Source organism: Bradyrhizobium huanghuaihaiense, from assembly GCF_007830635.1.
Lineage (GTDB): Bacteria > Pseudomonadota > Alphaproteobacteria > Rhizobiales > Xanthobacteraceae > Bradyrhizobium > Bradyrhizobium huanghuaihaiense.
Genome location: NZ_VLLA01000002.1, coordinates 96,037 through 112,159, shown reverse-complemented (window position 1 = coordinate 112,159; position 16,123 = coordinate 96,037). Strand labels below are relative to the sequence as shown.

15 protein-coding genes are annotated in these 16,123 nt (G+C 63.9%); 5 read left to right on the top strand and 10 right to left on the bottom strand.

The annotated features are described in order from the left end of the window. Positions 1-20: 20 nt before the first annotated feature. Positions 21-284 carry a GlsB/YeaQ/YmgE family stress response membrane protein gene (locus IQ16_RS04550; protein WP_026312844.1) on the bottom strand — a complete coding sequence of 88 codons (264 nt, stop codon included), beginning with the start codon at positions 282-284 and terminating at the stop codon, positions 21-23. 187 nt (positions 285-471) lie between these two features. On the opposite strand from IQ16_RS04550, the gene IQ16_RS04545 reads away from it, so the two are divergent. Next, positions 472-1,377, top strand: coding sequence for a transglutaminase family protein (locus IQ16_RS04545; protein WP_018648191.1), 906 nt, complete (start codon positions 472-474; stop codon positions 1,375-1,377). 25 nt (positions 1,378-1,402) lie between these two features. Next, positions 1,403-2,233 (top strand): potassium channel family protein, encoded by an 831-nt coding sequence (locus IQ16_RS04540; RefSeq protein ID WP_018648192.1) that lies wholly within the window; start codon positions 1,403-1,405, stop codon positions 2,231-2,233. 107 nt (positions 2,234-2,340) lie between these two features. Here the strand turns inward: IQ16_RS04540 and IQ16_RS04535 are convergent, their stop codons facing one another. The 3 genes from IQ16_RS04535 to IQ16_RS04525 form a co-directional block, all read right to left on the bottom strand. After that, positions 2,341-2,955, bottom strand: a complete 615-nt coding sequence (locus IQ16_RS04535; RefSeq protein ID WP_051123066.1) for a hypothetical protein — start codon at positions 2,953-2,955, stop codon at positions 2,341-2,343. Between the two features lie 195 nt (positions 2,956-3,150). Further along, positions 3,151-3,447 carry a hypothetical protein gene (locus IQ16_RS04530; RefSeq protein WP_018648194.1) on the bottom strand — a complete coding sequence of 99 codons (297 nt, stop codon included), beginning with the start codon at positions 3,445-3,447 and terminating at the stop codon, positions 3,151-3,153. A 240-nt stretch (positions 3,448-3,687) separates the two neighbouring features. Then, on the bottom strand, positions 3,688-4,512 hold the full coding sequence (locus tag IQ16_RS04525) for an NAD-dependent epimerase/dehydratase family protein (protein WP_018648195.1): 825 nt from the start codon (positions 4,510-4,512) through the stop codon (positions 3,688-3,690). An 89-nt stretch (positions 4,513-4,601) separates the two neighbouring features. On the opposite strand from IQ16_RS04525, the gene IQ16_RS04520 reads away from it, so the two are divergent. Continuing rightward, positions 4,602-5,579 (top strand): SMP-30/gluconolactonase/LRE family protein, encoded by a 978-nt coding sequence (locus IQ16_RS04520; RefSeq protein ID WP_018648196.1) that lies wholly within the window; start codon positions 4,602-4,604, stop codon positions 5,577-5,579. 356 nt (positions 5,580-5,935) lie between these two features. Here the strand turns inward: IQ16_RS04520 and IQ16_RS04515 are convergent, their stop codons facing one another. Then, on the bottom strand, positions 5,936-7,366 hold the full coding sequence (locus tag IQ16_RS04515) for an aldehyde dehydrogenase family protein (protein WP_026312847.1): 1,431 nt from the start codon (positions 7,364-7,366) through the stop codon (positions 5,936-5,938). A gap of 303 nt (positions 7,367-7,669) precedes the next feature. Further along, positions 7,670-10,033, bottom strand: coding sequence for a transketolase (locus IQ16_RS04510; protein ID WP_145831287.1), 2,364 nt, complete (start codon positions 10,031-10,033; stop codon positions 7,670-7,672). A 136-nt stretch (positions 10,034-10,169) separates the two neighbouring features. Between IQ16_RS04510 and IQ16_RS04505 the strand changes: the two genes are divergently transcribed. Continuing rightward, positions 10,170-10,631: an Lrp/AsnC family transcriptional regulator gene (locus IQ16_RS04505; RefSeq protein WP_018648199.1), complete on the top strand. Its 462-nt coding sequence runs from the start codon at positions 10,170-10,172 to the stop codon at positions 10,629-10,631. Positions 10,632-10,907: 276 nt separating this feature from the next. Next, positions 10,908-11,828 (top strand): polyphosphate kinase 2, encoded by a 921-nt coding sequence (gene ppk2, locus IQ16_RS04500; protein WP_018648200.1) that lies wholly within the window; start codon positions 10,908-10,910, stop codon positions 11,826-11,828. 108 nt (positions 11,829-11,936) lie between these two features. On the opposite strand, the gene IQ16_RS04495 is transcribed toward ppk2, so the two are convergent. The 4 genes from IQ16_RS04495 to IQ16_RS04480 form a co-directional block, all read right to left on the bottom strand. After that, positions 11,937-13,016, bottom strand: coding sequence for a zinc-binding dehydrogenase (locus tag IQ16_RS04495; protein ID WP_018648201.1), 1,080 nt, complete (start codon positions 13,014-13,016; stop codon positions 11,937-11,939). 60 nt (positions 13,017-13,076) lie between these two features. Beyond that, positions 13,077-14,018 (bottom strand): DMT family transporter, encoded by a 942-nt coding sequence (locus IQ16_RS04490; RefSeq protein ID WP_026312848.1) that lies wholly within the window; start codon positions 14,016-14,018, stop codon positions 13,077-13,079. Between the two features lie 188 nt (positions 14,019-14,206). Then, positions 14,207-15,046 (bottom strand): aldo/keto reductase, encoded by an 840-nt coding sequence (locus IQ16_RS04485; RefSeq protein WP_018648203.1) that lies wholly within the window; start codon positions 15,044-15,046, stop codon positions 14,207-14,209. 19 nt (positions 15,047-15,065) lie between these two features. Further along, positions 15,066-15,962 carry an SMP-30/gluconolactonase/LRE family protein gene (locus IQ16_RS04480; protein WP_035668312.1) on the bottom strand — a complete coding sequence of 299 codons (897 nt, stop codon included), beginning with the start codon at positions 15,960-15,962 and terminating at the stop codon, positions 15,066-15,068. Between the last annotated feature and the right edge of the window lie 161 nt (positions 15,963-16,123).

Below are 16,123 nucleotides of genomic sequence, written 5' to 3'. Positions count from 1 at the left end.
TCAGCCGATCATGTGATCGATCAGGCGCGCCCCTGACGACCCATGACAAGGCCGTACAGAAACAGAAGGATGATGGCACCGACCACGCTTCCGATGAAGCCCGCGCCCTCACCGAACCGGTACCATCCCACGGCCTGACCGAGCCAGGTGGCAACAAAGGCGCCGATAATTCCCAGGACCGTCGTCAAGATGAACCCTTTGGGCTCGGATTTGTCGCCGGGCATGATGAATTTCGCGACCAGTCCTACGATAAATCCGATGATGATCGTCCAAAGGATGCCCATGTCCATCGCTCCATTCGGTCAATTCGCACATCAACGTCTGAAGGAATGTCGTTTGATGGGCCAGACGATCCCCGGAGCGACGTTGATCTAGATCAATGGGCGGAAGCGGCCGAGCCGAAAGCTGGAGCCTGCTCTTTCTTGTGCGGAAGGCGCTCAACGAGCCCCGCAACGCGAAGCGGATCGATGCATGGCGATCATCGGCGAGATCACGCACACGACGACCTTTCGCTATGCAAAGCCGGTGACGTTCGGCACGCACCGGGCCATGTTCCTGCCGCGGCGCGGCTCCTCCACCCGGCTGCTTCGCTGGTCCGCCTCGACCAGTCTGCCATCAAAGGTGCATTGGGTCACCGACGCCCGCTCGAATGCCGTCACCGTGATGGACTTCAGCGAGCCCGGCAGCGAGCTGACCTTCACGTTCAAGGTTCGCGGCATCTATTTCGGCATCAAGGGATTGGAGACGTTTCCGCTGGATCCGCGGGCCGAGGAAGTCCCCGTGCAGTACACGCCGGATGAGTGGACCGATCTTGCAGGATATTTGCGTCCGCATGCCGACGACCCGGACGGCAGCCATGCGGCGTGGACCAAGAGCTTCGTTGCCGGCGATCAGGACCGGACCGCCGACGTGCTGCGCCGGATGTTGGGCCTGTTTCGCAGCGAGTTCAGCTATCGCGGAAGAGATGCGGAAGGCACCCAGTCCCCCGGCGAGACGCTGCGCACGAAATCCGGCACCTGCCGGGACTTCGCCTGGCTCATGATCGAGACGTTGCGCCGCCTCGGCTTTGCCGCGCGCTTCGTCAGCGGCTATCTCTATGACGCCGCGCTCGATGGCGGCGCCGTGGGGATGACCGGCTCCGGCGCCACCCATGCATGGGTGCAGGTATTCCTGCCCGGCGCCGGCTGGCTCGACTACGATCCCACCAACAGCCTGAGCGCCGGCTTCGACCTCATCCCGGTGGCCATAGCGCGGCATCCGGGGCAGGCCGTGCCGCTGGCCGGCTCGTGGTTCGGCGATTCCGGCGACTACCTCGGCATGTCGATCAATGTCGCCGTTCGCAAGCTCGGCGAGATGCTCGACCCTTCGGAGGGATAGACCGCGGGCATGGCGGTCGCTGACCATGGTGGTTCATCGCAACAACACAAAGGGACATGGGCTGCTCGACGCTGTCGCGGTCCCATTCGAGCGCCTGAAGGGCAGGATCCGGCAGCTTTACGAAGGCGACACGTTCGGGTGCGTCAGATTTCGCTACGCCCTGCTCGCGCTCGATATCGTCACGGTTCTGTTCATCATCGCGACCTCGTTTCTGCCCCGCACCAGAACGATCGAGGCACTCGACGTCGTGTTCGGCATCTTGATCCTCGCGGATTTCGCTGCCCGGATGATTATCAGCCGCCGGCCGCTGCATGAGCTCGTGCGGCTTTCGACCTGGACCGACATCGTCGTCATCATTTCGTTCCTCGCGCCGCTTGCCGGCGAAGCCGGGGGATTCCTGCGCGCGTTTCGAACGTTGCGGCTGTTGCGCGACTACCAGATGGTGGCGCGCTTGCGGATCGACAGCGCCTTCTTTCGGCGAAACGAGGAAGTCGTCTTTGCCGTCGCCAACCTCGGCGTGTTCATTTTCGTGATGACAGGGGTCGTCTACGAGACCCAGAGGTCCCATAACCAACAGATCACCAACTATGCCGACGCGCTCTACTTCACGGTCACCGCACTGACCACGACCGGCTTCGGCGACATCACCTTGCCCGGCACGGTCGGACGCCTGATCACCGTCGTGATCATGATCTTTGGCGTGACCCTGTTCCTGAATCTCGCCAAGGCCCTGCTCGCGCCGTCCAAGGTGCGCTTTCCCTGCCCGGTCTGCGGCCTGCAGCGCCATGACGTGGACGCGGTGCATTGCAAGGCCTGCGGGACCATCCTGAATATTCCCGACGAAGGCATGGACTAGGCCACATGACGGCGCGCTGAAGCGCGCGCAAGGCATCACCACGGATGCAGCAGGCCGAGAAGGATCGGCCGCCGCGCCCCGCCTGCGAAGACCGAGGACGTCTCGTCTCAGTGAGAGAAAACGCGCGTGCCGGGAGTCCATGCCCGCGGGTTTCTGATGGGACTGGCTCCAATTTCCCAGCCCGCGCCACCCCACAGGGCGTCAACCACGCCGAGATCGCCCGTGCCGTCACGGACAAAGAAGAGGTTCGGAGCGGAGCTGGTCTGCAGCGCCCCGCTTTCGCCGTTGGCCTGCAGCTTCAACAGACACCAGACATCGGCAAGCTTGCTCTCGGCGCGAGCGCCCAGCTCATCGACGATCTGCGCGGCATTTGCAGGATTGTTCAAGACATGAGTCTGCAGAGACGTGTCGTCCGTGGTTTCGACCTTGACGGCGAACCGGCGCGCGAAGGTCGCGCCGAGCCACGAAATCTTGACGCGCGCGGTCGGCGTAATGTCCTCCCTGAAATACTCGCCGGCAACGAAGGATTCGGCCGAGGGGATGGCAGCCGTTGACGGGGGATCGAGCGGTTCGCCAGGCTTGCGCTTGAGCGAACATTCGATCTTCGTACGCGGAGCCAGCGACGCCGAGCTGCCGCCATCGGCCTTCTCGTCGGCGGACGCGCTGAAACCCGATGCCGCCAGAACAATCACGAGACATGAGTTGAGCGCTAAGCGGCGCATTGTTTGGCGTCCTTGAATGACTGATTCAAGAACAAGGTAAACTGTAGATTGCAGCTGTAAATCGAGGATTAGGTTTCTGGTTAAGCTTAAAGCAAGGAACTCATTTGAGAGAAATGCGAACTATCTGCGGAACCATCTGCGTCCAGCTGGCACAGCGCGTGATGCAGCACTTCAACCAGAAACTACGCGGCCGTTTTACCTGCCTGCCAAGCGCGCGATCGCCTGACTGGCCGGAGGAACCTGCGAGCCCGGTTCGGAGATCGGCTGCGGCGTGGCCCGGCAGCATCTTGCCTGTGCGCGCAGCGGATCGTTCCACATCCAGCGCACGCTCCAGGCTGAATTGTGGGCGTAGGCCGGGATGCGCCAGAACCAGATCGTTTCGTAGACACTGTCCCCGAAACGCTCCACGTCCGGGCGCGGCGTGGGCCAGGATACCGCGGCGACGATGACGACGGTCAACACCGCGGCCCCTGAGAGAACCATCTTGCGCATCTTGCTTCCACAATCGCTAGAATGAAAAGGCGGTCACGTCCGCGACGCAATGCATAGAAGAAACGCTTCACGTGTTCCGACAATAGAACGCCTATTTCCGAAAACGGAAATCCGGAACTCTACGGTGTGAATTCAGACGTTAGACGCAAGGGGCCGTTCAAAAAGCTCCGCCGTCATCGCGATCGTGCCCTCTCCCGGCCCCGCAAGCCGAGCCGGGAGGGCGCACCTGCATTGTCGACGCTACCGCTTCTTCCAATCGATGATGCGGCTCGGATCGGCGTCGAACTCCATGCTGCAGAACGTGCCGCCCTGGAAATAATCGCCGACCGGATCCGGCTTCAGCTTGGCCTGCTCGGCCATCGCGTGCTCGCGGAAATCTTCGGCGCGGCCGGTGGGACGATAGCCGAGTTCGTAGGCGCGGTGGTTGTCCCACCAGGCGCGCTCGTTGAGGGAGGCGCCGTAGAAGATTTCGAAATGGATGTCGGGATGCTCTAACCCGATGCGGCAGAGCTGCACGAGGTCGTCGGGCTTGAGCCAAATCGCGAGCCGGCGCTGGTCGAGCGGCATGTCGCCGAAATTGCCGATGCGCAGGCAAGTCACCTTCAGCCCGTGCTTGTCGGCATAGAGCGCGCCGACGGCTTCGCCGAACACCTTGCTGACGCCGTAGCGCCCGTCGGGCCGCGGGGTGACGTCGGTGCCGATCTTGTGGTGACGCGGATAGAAGCCGACGGCGTGGTTCGACGAGGCGAACACCACGCGCTTGACGCCCTTGCGGTACGCCGCCTCGAACAGATTGTAGCCGCCGATGATGTTGGCCTGAAGGATCTGGTCCCAGGTACCTTCGACCGAATAGCCGCCGAAATGGATGATGCCGTCGACCCCCTCGCAGATCGCCTCGCATTGCGCGAGATCGGCGAGATCCGCCGCCTTGAATTTTTCGTTCGCGCCGAGATCGGCCGGCGGCTTGATGTCGGAGAGCAGGAGATCCGGGTAGATCGGCGGCAGCAGTTTTCGCAGGCTCGTGCCGATTCCGCCCGAAGCTCCCGTCATCAAAATACGCGGCATGTTGTCCCTCGCCGTTAGTGACCGATTTGCGGTCACGTGTCTCTAATGATAGCAGAATTGTCCAGAGGGAACGAAACGAGAGAACCGACATGAATGAGGCATCGTCCCACTCCCAGGAGCGGCTAGGCTGGCGGCCGGCGAGCTATTATCCGGATCCGGCGATCCGCGCGCTCGATCCCCGCTTCGAGAAATACTGGCTGAAACTGTCGGCGGTGGAGCGGATTGCGACCGGGCTGCGCTGGGCCGAGGGCCCGGTCTGGTTCGGCGACGGGCGCTATCTGCTCTGCAGCGACATTCCGAACCAGCGCATCATCAAATGGGAGGAGGAGACCGGCGCGGTCTCGGTCTTCCGCAAACCATCCAATTTCGCCAACGGCAACACGCGCGACCGCCAGGGCCGGCTCGTGACCTGCGAGCATGGCGGGCGCCGCGTGACCCGTACCGAATATGACGGCAGCATCACGGTGCTGATGGATCAATTCGACGGCAAACAGTTGAACTCGCCGAACGATGTCGTTGTTAAATCGGACGGCTCAATCTGGTTCACCGATCCGACCTTCGGCCTGCTCGGCAATTACGAGGGCTACAAGGCCGAGCCCGAGATCGAGCCGAACGTCTATCGGTTCGATCCCGAAACCGGCAAGGCAACCATCGTCGCCGAAGGCGTGCTCGGGCCAAACGGGCTGTGCTTCTCGCCGGACGAGAAGATTCTGTACGTCGTGGAATCGCGTGGGCAACCGAACCGCAAGATCCTCGCCTATGACGTCTCGCCTGAGGGCACTGCCATCTCCAACAAGCGCGTTCACATCGATGCCGGCCCCGGCACGCCCGATGGCATGCGCTGCGACATCGACGGCAATCTCTGGTGCGGCTGGGGCATGGGCGATCCCGAGCTCGACGGCGTCGTGGTGTTCGCGCCCGACGGCGTCATGATCGGCCGCATCGCACTGCCCGAGCGCTGCGCCAATCTCTGCTTCGGCGGCGTCAAGCGCAACCGCTTGTTCATGGCCGCGAGCCAGTCGATCTACGCGCTGTATGTGAATACGCAGGGGGCGTTGGGGGGATAGGCACTGCTTTCCCGTAGCCCGGATGGAGCGCAGCGTAATCCGGGAAAGTGTCCCCGCATTTCGCGTCGCTCCATGCGGGCTACGATTCTTTTCCCGCCGTGAGCACGGTCTCGTAGGGTGGGCAAAGCGAAAGCGTGCCCACCATTTCTTGTTCGCCGCGAGGTGGTGGGCACGTCGCTACGCTCCTTTGCCCACCCTACGAGGTCTCTCCTCCGTCATTGCGAGCGAAGCGAAGCAATCCAGACTGTCTCTGCGGAGGCAGCCTGGATTGCTTCGTCGCAAGCGCTCCTCGCAATGACGAAAAAACGCCGGAGCGGTTTCCCGCTCCGGCGTCACATTCGTTCAAGCGATAAAGCCTACGCCGCGTTGAAGCCGGCCACCGCCTTCACCTCGAGGAAATCCTCGAGGCCGTACTTGCCCCACTCGCGGCCGTTGCCCGACTGCTTGTAGCCGCCGAACGGCGCGGTGCGGTCGTTGGGCACGCCCTGGAGGTTGACGTTGCCGGCGCGGATCTGACGGCCGACGCGCTTGGCGTCCTCGACCGTCGCGCCCGAGACATAGCCCGCGAGGCCATACGGCGTGTCGTTGGCGATGTGCACGGCCTCGGCTTCGTCCTTGGCGCCGAGGATGGTCAGCACCGGTCCGAAGATCTCTTCGCGGGCGATCGTCATCTCGGGGGTGACGTCGGCGAAGATGGTCGGGCGGACGTAGAAGCCCTTGTTGACGCCTTCGGGCAGGCCCGGGCCGCCGGCGACGAGCGTTGCGCCCTCGTCGATGCCCTTCTTGATCAGCGCCTGGATCTTGTCCCACTGGCCGCGGTTGACGACCGGGCCGATGGTGGTGCCTTCGCCGCGCGGATCACCGGCCTTGGTCTTGTCGGCGACCGCCTTCGCGATCGCAGCGACCTCCTTCATCTTCGACAGCGGCACGATCATGCGCGAGGGCGCGTTGCAGGACTGGCCGGAGTTGTTGAACATGTGCATCACGCCGCCGGTCACCGCCTTCGTGAGGTCGGCGCCGTCGAGGATGACGTTCGGCGACTTGCCGCCGAGTTCCTGGCTGACGCGCTTCACGGTCGGTGCCGCGCGCTTGGCCACATCGATGCCGGCGCGGGTCGAGCCGGTGAAGGAGATCATGTCGATATCGGGGTGCTCGCTCATGGCGGCGCCGACCTCGGGGCCGAGGCCGTTGACGAGGTTGAACACGCCCTTCGGCACGCCGGCTTCATGGAGGATTTCCGCGAAGATCAGCGCCGAGGTCGGCGTGAACTCCGAGGGCTTCAGGATCATGGTGCAGCCGGCGGCGAGCGCGGGCGCGACCTTGCAGGCGATCTGGTTGAGCGGCCAGTTCCAGGGCGTGATCATGCCGACCACGCCGACCGGCTCGCGCAGCACCATGGCGGTGCCGACCGGCTCCTCGAAATGATAGTTCTTGAGCACGTCGAGCGTGGTCATGAGATGGCCGAGGCCGGCACCGGCCTGCAGCTTCTCCGCCATCGGCAGCGGTGCGCCCATCTCGTCGGAGACGGCGGCGCCGATCTCCTTGAGACGGCCCTTGTAGACCTCGATGACTTTCGAGAGCAGCGCGACGCGCTCCTCGCGGCTGGTCTGGGAGAACGTTGCGAAGGCGCGCTTGGCGGCGGCAACGGCCTTGTCGACATCGGCCTTGGAGCCGAGCGCAACCTCGTACATCGCCTCTTCCGTCGCGGGATTGACCACGGCGGTGGACTTCTTGACGGCGGGATCGACCCAGGCGCCGTCGATGTAGAATTGCATGCGATTGACCATCGTTAACCTCTTCTTGGGGGCTTGGAGGGGGCGTTTCGGCAGGCATCCTTGCACGAAAGCGCCGGCAATTGAACCCGCCATATGCGGGGCCAGCGTTGCGGCGGACGCGCGGAATATGGGGCGTGGTTTGAACTGAGGCAAGCGCGGCCATGGGTCCCGGTTCAGCACCGCGGCACTTCGCGCCGCAGTGCGCCCGGGACACGAGATTAGAACGGATGCAAACACTCTCGTGCCCCGGACGCAGCGCAGCGCTTCTTCAGCGGTGCGCTGCAGAGCCGGGGCCCATGCGGCCGGTTACCCCGACTACACTGCCATCTTCCGGTGCAGCACCGGCGCGCCGGTGGTGAGGCTTTCGGCCGCATCGATGATCGCATTCGCGTCGATGCCGTAGTGGCGATAAAGGTCCGCGATGCTGCCGGTCTGGCCGAACTGCTCGACGCCGAGCGCCTCGACGCGGTGGCCGCGGACGCTGCCGAGCCAGCCGAGCGCGGACGGATGGCCGTCGATCAAGGTCACGATGCCGCAGTCGCGCGGCAGCGGCGCCAGCAGCTTTTCGATGTGGCTGAGATGCTGCACCCCGCGCCGGTCGCGGCGCAATTTCCGTGCGGCGGTCCAGCCCGCGTGGAGACGGTCGGCCGAGGTGATCGCGAGCAGGCCGACGTCGCGGCGGCTTTCGCCGATGAAGCCGGTCGCCTCGATCGCCTCGGGCGCGACTGCGCCGGTATAGGCGATCACGACCTCGGCATTCGGACCGGGCTTGCGCAGCCAATAGGCGCCGTCGGTGATGCCCTGCTGCAGTTCAGGCGTCATGATCCGCTGCGCCTGCTCGATGCTGCGCGTGGAGAGGCGCAGGTAAACGGAACCGCCCTCGCCCGGATCGCGCTGCATGTGGTCAAAACCCCAGCCCATGATCACGGCGAGCTCGTCGACGAAGGCCGGCTCGAACGAGGCGAGCCCGTCCTGCGCCATGCCGATCAGCGGCGTCGCGATCGACTGGTGCGCGCCGCCCTCGGGCGCGAGCGTGATGCCGGACGGCGTCGCCGCCACCATGAAGCGTGCATCCTGGTAGCAGGCATAGTTCAGCGCATCGAGGCCGCGCTCGATGAAGGGATCGTAGAGCGTACCGACCGGCAGCAGCCGCGCGCCGTTGATCTGGTGCGACAGGCCGAGCGCGGAGAGCATGATGAACAGGTTCATCTCGGCAATGCCGAGCTCCAGATGCTGGCCTTTTGGCGAGAAGTCCCAGTTGAATGTGGACGGAATTTTCTCGCTGCGGAATAAATCCGCCTTCTCGGCGCGCGCGAACAGGCCGCGCCGGTTCACCCAGGGGCCGAGATTGGTCGAGACGGTGACGTCGGGCGAGGTCGTGACGATGCGTTTTGCGAGCTCGCTGTCGCCGCGGGCGATCTCGTTCAGCACGAGGCCAAAACCCTGCTGGGTCGACATCTGCGGCGACGGCTTGAAGCTGAGCTGCGCAGGCACCTCGATGACAGGCGCGGTCAGCCGGCGGCCGTCCTGGTTGAACGGCACGTTTGCGAGGAAGGCATCCAGTTCGGCGGCGGACTGCGCGAGACCCTCGTACTTGTCCCATTCGTGCCCGGGACGGATGTTCTGGCTGTCGCGATATTTCTCCATCTGCGCGACCGTCATCAGGCCGGCGTGGTTGTCCTTGTGTCCCTGGAACGGCAGGCCGACGCCCTTGATGGTATAGGCGATGAAGCAGACCGGGCGGTCGTGGTCGATGGATTCGAACGCCTCCAGCATGCTCGCCATGTCGTGGCCGCCGAGATTCGACATCAGCGCCAGCAGCTCCTCGTCGCTGCGCTTGTCGATCAGCTTGGTGATCGGCCCCTGATCGCCGATCTCGTCGTGCAGATGTTTTCTGAAGGCCGCACCGCCCTGGAAACACAGCGCCGCGTAGAGCGCGTTCGGGCAATTATCGATCCAGCGCTTCAGCGCCTCGCCGCCGGGCTCGGCAAAGGCTTCGCGCATCAGCCGACCGTATTTCACGATGACGACGTCCCAGCCGAAATTGCGGAACATGGTCTCGAACTTTTCCCACAGACCCTCGCGCACCACGGCATCGAGCGACTGGCGGTTATAGTCGACCACCCACCAGGTGTTGCGCAGGCCGTGCTTCCACCCTTCTGCCAGGGCTTCGAAGATGTTGCCCTCGTCCATCTCGGCATCGCCGACGAGGGCAATCATCCGCCCTTCGCGGCGGTCCTTCATCCAGCCATGCGCCTTGACGTAGTCCTGCACCAGCGAAGCGAACAGCGTCTGCGCGACGCCGAGGCCGACCGAGCCGGTGGAGAAATCGACGTCGTCGACGTCCTTGGTGCGCGAGGGATAGGACTGTGCGCCCTTGAAGCCGCGAAAGTTCTCCAGCTTCTCGCGGCTCTGCCGGCCGAACAGATACTGGATGGCGTGAAACACCGGGCTCGCATGCGGCTTCACCGCGACGCGGTCCTCGGGTCGCAGCACATGGAAATACAGCGCCGACATGATGGTGGCGAGCGAGGCGGACGAGGCCTGGTGTCCCCCGACCTTGAGTCCATCAGCATTGGGGCGGATGTGATTGGCGTGGTGGATGGTCCAGGACGACAGCCACAGCGCCTTGCGGCTGAGAGCGGTCAACGTGTCGAGGCGGGCGGAATCGACGGGCATGGCAATGCGCTCCCGGAAACAGGTTCTGACGATGATACGCCTGCGGCCGGCGCCAAACTTCTCAATTTTTCGCGCCATATCTCCAAATATTGGGATATTTTACCAACATAGCCCGCTGAAAACAGGTTCCATCCCAATGCCCGAGCTCGACGCCATCGACCGCAAGATCCTCAGCTACCTCCAGAACGACAGCCGTTTGACCATGCAGGAGCTCGCCGACAAGGTCGGGCTGTCGGTCTCGCCCTGCCATCGCCGGGTCAAGCTGCTGGAGGAGCGCGGCGTCATCTCCCGCTATGTCGCGACCGTCGACCAAAAGGCGCTCGGCCTCCACGTCAGCGTGTTCATCTCGATCAAGCTGGCGCGGCAGAAGGAGGAGGACCTCAACCGCTTTGCCCGCGCCATCTCGAAATGGGATGAGGTGCTGGAATGTTACCTGATGACCGGCAACCGTGACTATCTGCTGCGCGTGGTGGCCGCCGACCTCGCCTCATACGAGACGTTCCTGAAGACCAAGCTGACCCGGCTCGATGGCATCGCCTCGATCGAGTCCAGCTTTGCACTGAGCCAGGTGAAATATTCGATCGCGCTGCCAGTGTGACGGATTGTCATTGCGAGGAGCTCGCGACAAAATTGCGTAGCAATTTTGCGCTGATGCGACGAAGCAATCCAGACTGCCTCAACGGAGGGACACTGGATTGCTTCGCGGAGCCTGTCATCGGGCCGCGCTCCGCGCGGACCCGTTGGCTCGCAATGACGGCGGAGGGAGCAGTTCCCGACACCTCATCCGAGGTAGCAGAAGCCGACGTTGTCACATGGATGAAACAAAGGGCACCGATGGTCATTTGACAACCGTTCCCACCCGAGAGCCGCAGCCATGACCGCATCCGACCGCACCGCCCAGACCGCCAAGCGCGAGCGCATCATCCAGGAGATGGCCGACGATCTCGACGAGGAGCTGGAGATGGAGCTGGATGACGCCCGTCTCGACGAGCTCCTGGACGAGACCGATACGCTGAACCCGACGGTCGACCGAAAACTCTATTTCCGGGAGCTGCTCCGCCTCCAGGGCGAGCTGGTCAAGCTGCAGGACTGGGTGCAGACCGAGAAGAAGAAGGTCGTGGTGCTGTTCGAGGGCCGCGATTCCGCCGGCAAGGGCGGCGTCATCAAGCGCATCACGCAGCGCCTCAATCCGCGCGTCTGCCGCGTCGCCGCGCTGCCCGCGCCGAGCGAGCGCGAGCGGTCGCAATGGTACTTCCAGCGCTACGTGGCGCACCTGCCGGCCGGCGGCGAGATCGTGCTGTTCGACCGCAGCTGGTACAACCGCGCCGGCGTCGAGCGCGTGATGGGCTTCTGCACCGAGGAGCAATACCAGGAGTTCTTCAAGACCGTGCCGGAGTTCGAGCGGATGCTGATCCGCTCCGGCATCATCCTGGTCAAGTACTGGTTCTCGATCACCGACGACGAGCAGCAGTTCCGCTTCACCATGCGCATCAAGGATCCACTCAAGCAGTGGAAGCTGAGCCCGATGGACGTCGAGGCGCGCAGCCGCTGGGAGGCCTATACGAAGGCCAAGGAGACGATGCTGGAGTACACGCACCTGCCGGACTCGCCGTGGTGGATCGTCGATGCCGTCGACAAGAAGCGCGCGCGGCTCAACTGCATCTCGCATCTCTTGACCCAGATCCCCTACCAGGAGGTCGCGCACGTCCCGGTGGTGCTGCCGGCGCGCGTGCGCAACCCCGACTACCACCGCGGCCCGGTCCCGCTGGAGATGTACGTGCCGGCGAAGTATTGAGGGAGGTCTCGTAGGGTGGGCAAAGGCGCAAAGCGCCGTGCCCACCATGCATCCGCGTTCGTGGTGAAAATGGTGGGCACGCTTCGCTTTGCCCACCCTACGGCACCGTCATCGCCACGGCTGCACGATGATCTTGGTGTGGACTTCCGGATTGGCGAGATCGGCAAACGCCTTTGCGACACCGTCGATGCCGACCTCGGCCGTCACCATCGCCGCGGCATCCACCTGCCCTTCCGCGATCAGGCGCAGTGAGGCCGCAAACTCCTCCGGCGTGTAGCCGAGAACGTACTGGACATTGAGCTCCTTCATGATGCCGAGCATGGGCTCGCTTCTGTCGCTCTCCATGCAGACGCCGACCACGACGATGCGCGCATCGCGCGGAGCGCCTTCGAACACCTGCTGCAACAGGCCGGGCACGCCGACGCATTCGAAGATGATCGCGGGCTTCAGCGCCGGCAGCATGGCCTGGAACGGCGGCCGCGCCGCCTTCTCCGCGTCCGACATCTGCGCATGCTCGGCCCAGGTCGTATAGGGCTGCGACACCCTGGGATCGACGACGACGTCGGCACCGAGCTTTGCCGCGAGCGCGCGCCGCGCCGGCGAATAGTCGGCGGCAACGATCGGATGCAGGCCCCGGATCTTCAGCGCCGCGATCACCGCGAGCCCGACCGGGCCGCAGCCGATCACCAGCGGCACCTCGCCGCCGCGAATGTTGGCTTTCGCCACCGCGTGAACGCCGACCGCCAGCGGCTCGGTGAGCGCGGCGTGTTCCGGCGCAAGACCATTGGGCACTTCGAGCAGCAACGGCTCGCTCAGCAGCATCGCTTCCGCATAGCCACCGACGAATTCGTTGGAATAGCCGATGCCCTTGATGCCCTCCGGCGTCAGCAGCGCGGGCAGCGAGCAGACATGCGTCCCCGGCTTGAGCCGACGTTCAGTGCCTGGGCCGTAATCGACGATCTCGCAGCAGAACTCGTGACCAAACACGACATCGCGCGACAAATCCATCGGCGTGCGGCCGGTCTTCTTCGCCATCTCCACCATGCGGGGGGCGTGCTGGCGGGCATGCAGGTCGGAGCCGCAGATACCGCAGGCGAGCGTCCTGACCAGAACCTGGCCGGGACCGGGCCTCGGATCCGCCATCTGGCCAACGACAATCTCACCATCCCTGAAAATCGCGGCGCGCATCCGGCTCCTCCCGTGTTGTTGGAGCCGTTGATAGCACGAAGCGGAAGCTGCGAACTTGTGTCAGGCGTTCGGGAAACGCTCTTCCAGCACCAGGAGCTGGGCGCGGCGGACGCGCTCGCGATGGGCGATGTAGAGACCGCTGGCGACGATGAAAGCCGCGCCGACGATGGTCCAGATGCTCGGCACCTCGCCGAAGATGAAGAAGCCGAGAATGCTGACCCACAACAATTGCGAGTAGGAGAACGGCGCCAGCACCGAGGCATCGCCGTAGCGATAGGCCAGCACGACGATCCACTGGCCGGCGGTCGACGCGACGCCGATGAAGATGCCGAGCGCGATCGCGGTCCAGGACGGCGTCACCCAGACGAAGGGCACGATTGCGGTGAGGATCGCAAGGCCGGTCAGCGAGGAATAGGCCATGGTGGTGACGACGGCCTCACGACCGCTCATCATGCGCGTCAGGATCAGCGTGCCGGCCCAGCAGGCCGCCGAGACGACCGGGAAGAACGCCGCCGGATGAAACGCGCTGGTGCCCGGCCGCAGGATGATCAGCACGCCGACGAGGCCGAGCGCGGTGGCGAACCAGCGGCGCATGCCGACCTTCTCGCCGAGGAAGACGATCGAGAGCGCAGTGACGAACAGCGGCGCAACGAAGCCGGTGGCCGACGCCTCCGCGATCGGGAGGAAGCCGAGGCCGGTGATGAAGAACAGCGAGGAGCCGAGCAGCACCGCGCCGCGCATCACGTGCAATCCGAGACGATCGGTGCGCATCGCGTAATACGGCGAGGACCGCAGCATCACCGGCGTGAAGATCAGCGCGAAGGTGAGAAAGCGGATCCAGGTGATCTCGATCGAGGGCAGGCTGGTCGAGAGATATTTCGCGGCGGTGTCGGAGCAGCCGAGGAATACCGTCGACAGCAGGATCAGTGCGATGCCCTTGAAGGGATGATCGACGCGCGCGGGCGCGCGGCGACCAACATGCTTCTTCTCGGGCATAGGCACGGAAATACTATCGAGCCTTGCGGCTGCGGCTGGCGGCGGGGTCACGGCTGGAACTCGGGAAAAATGCGAATCGAGTGCGCTTGTAAAAAACGACAAATGTGCCGCTTTCACAACTTCCGAAAACAGGATGCCGATATGCGCTGATCGCCGCGCGCGTCAATACTCCGTTAATAATGGGCGTTTGTGCACTACAGCATGGGTAGACTGCGCGGCTTGGGACCGCGCGGAAACGCCGCATCGAGCGCCGAAATCTCCTCTTTCGTCAGCACGAGATCGCCCGCTGCCGCATTTTCGCCGGCGTGTTCCGCGGATGAGGCCTTCGGAATCGCGAACACCGTAGTCGCACGGGTGAGGAAGCTCAGCGCGACCTGACGCGGTGTCGCGCGTCGTGCCTCCGCGATGCGCGCGAGCACGGCGCCGCCCTTGCTGTTGCTCGCCGGGAAATCATCGTGGCCGAACGGCGAATAAGCGACGACGGCAACGCCATGCTGCTCGCACCACGGAATCACCGCATGCTCGATGGCTCGTTCCTTCAGATGATAGAGCACCTGACTGCAGGCGATCCGCCCTTCGCCCGAGACATCGAGAATCTCGTCGAGATCATCGGCATCGAAATTCGAGACGCCCCAGGATTTGATCTTGCCTGATGTCACCAGATCCTCGAACGCGGCGACGGTGTCTTCGAGCGGATAGGACCCGCGCCAGTGCAAGAGATAACAGTCGAGCCGATCGGTCTTGAGTCGCTTCAGCGAGCGCTCGCACGCCGTGATGGTGCCACGGCGCGAGGCGTTGCTCGGCAGCACCTTCGAGACGAGGAAGACTTCATCGCGGCGGCCCGCGATCGCATCCGCAATGACGAGCTCGGCATCGCCATACATCTCGGCGGTGTCGATGTGGGTCATGCCGAGATCGAGCCCACGCTGAAGCGCCGCGATCGCGCGCTTGCGGTCGCCATGGTCGAGATACCAGGTGCCCTGCCCGATGACGGAGACGTTGGCGTTGGTTTTGCCGAAGGGTTTTGTGTTCATGTTTATTCCTTCAGATGCTCTAGAGACCGCCGATATCCGCCACCAGAACGCTGCCGGTCGCAGACTCCGTGATATAGAGTCGATCCCTGTTTTCGCCACCGATGGCGACATTGGTGCAGTTCGGGCCTGCGCACGACTTGATCCGCGCGATCAGCTCCCCGTTCGGCGCGAACACGAAGACGTGTCCGAGCGAGGCATGGCCGACGAACAGGCGCCCCTTCGCATCCATGGTCATGCCATCAGGACCGCTGGTGCCGAACAGCGCGCAGAAGCGGCCGACTTTCGACACGCTGCCGTCCTTCATGAACGGCAGCCGCCACACCGCGTTGTCGCGCGTCATCGCAACGAACAGCACCGTCTCGGTTGGATCGAGCACGAGACCGTTCGGGCTGATGCCGGTGTCGAGCAGGCAATCAAGCCGGCCGCTCAGTGCCAGCCGATAGACGCGGCCGCTCGGATCGTGCAGGCCGGTCTGGCCCTGATCGGTGAAATAGATGTCGCCGTTGGAGGCGAGATGCAGATCGTTGCAGCCGCGGAACGACTCCGAATTGCGCGCGGTCAGGATCGGCTTGATGCGCCCGGCCTTCGCATCGAGCTCCATGATGCCATGCATGTAGTCGGCGACAAGAATGCGGCCGTCGGCTGCGATCTTCAGCCCGTTCGGCCAGCCCTCATATTCGATCACGAGCGACCATTCGCCGCCGGGCGCGATATGGAAGATGCGGCCGAATGGAATATCGACGATGTAGAGATTGCCGTCCGTGTCGAACGACGGTCCCTCGATGAAGGAGTCCGTCGGCACGCGAGGGCGGTTGGCGTCAGCCCAATCGGTCCGCTCGCCCTTGCGGCGGAATTTGTCGGGCATCGCGGAGAACAGCCTGGTCTCGATCAGGCGCGGCGGCGTTTCCAGGTACATCATTGTTTTTTTGATTGTTGAGGGTGAGCGCACGGCAGCATAGGCGACAATCGACGTCGCGTCGATTGGGCGGAGGGCATGGCTGCGTCCCCACCTCTCTCGTGTCCCGGACGCGCTGCAGCGTGAAACGCTGCTGCGCAGAGCCGGGACCCAGAAAAGCC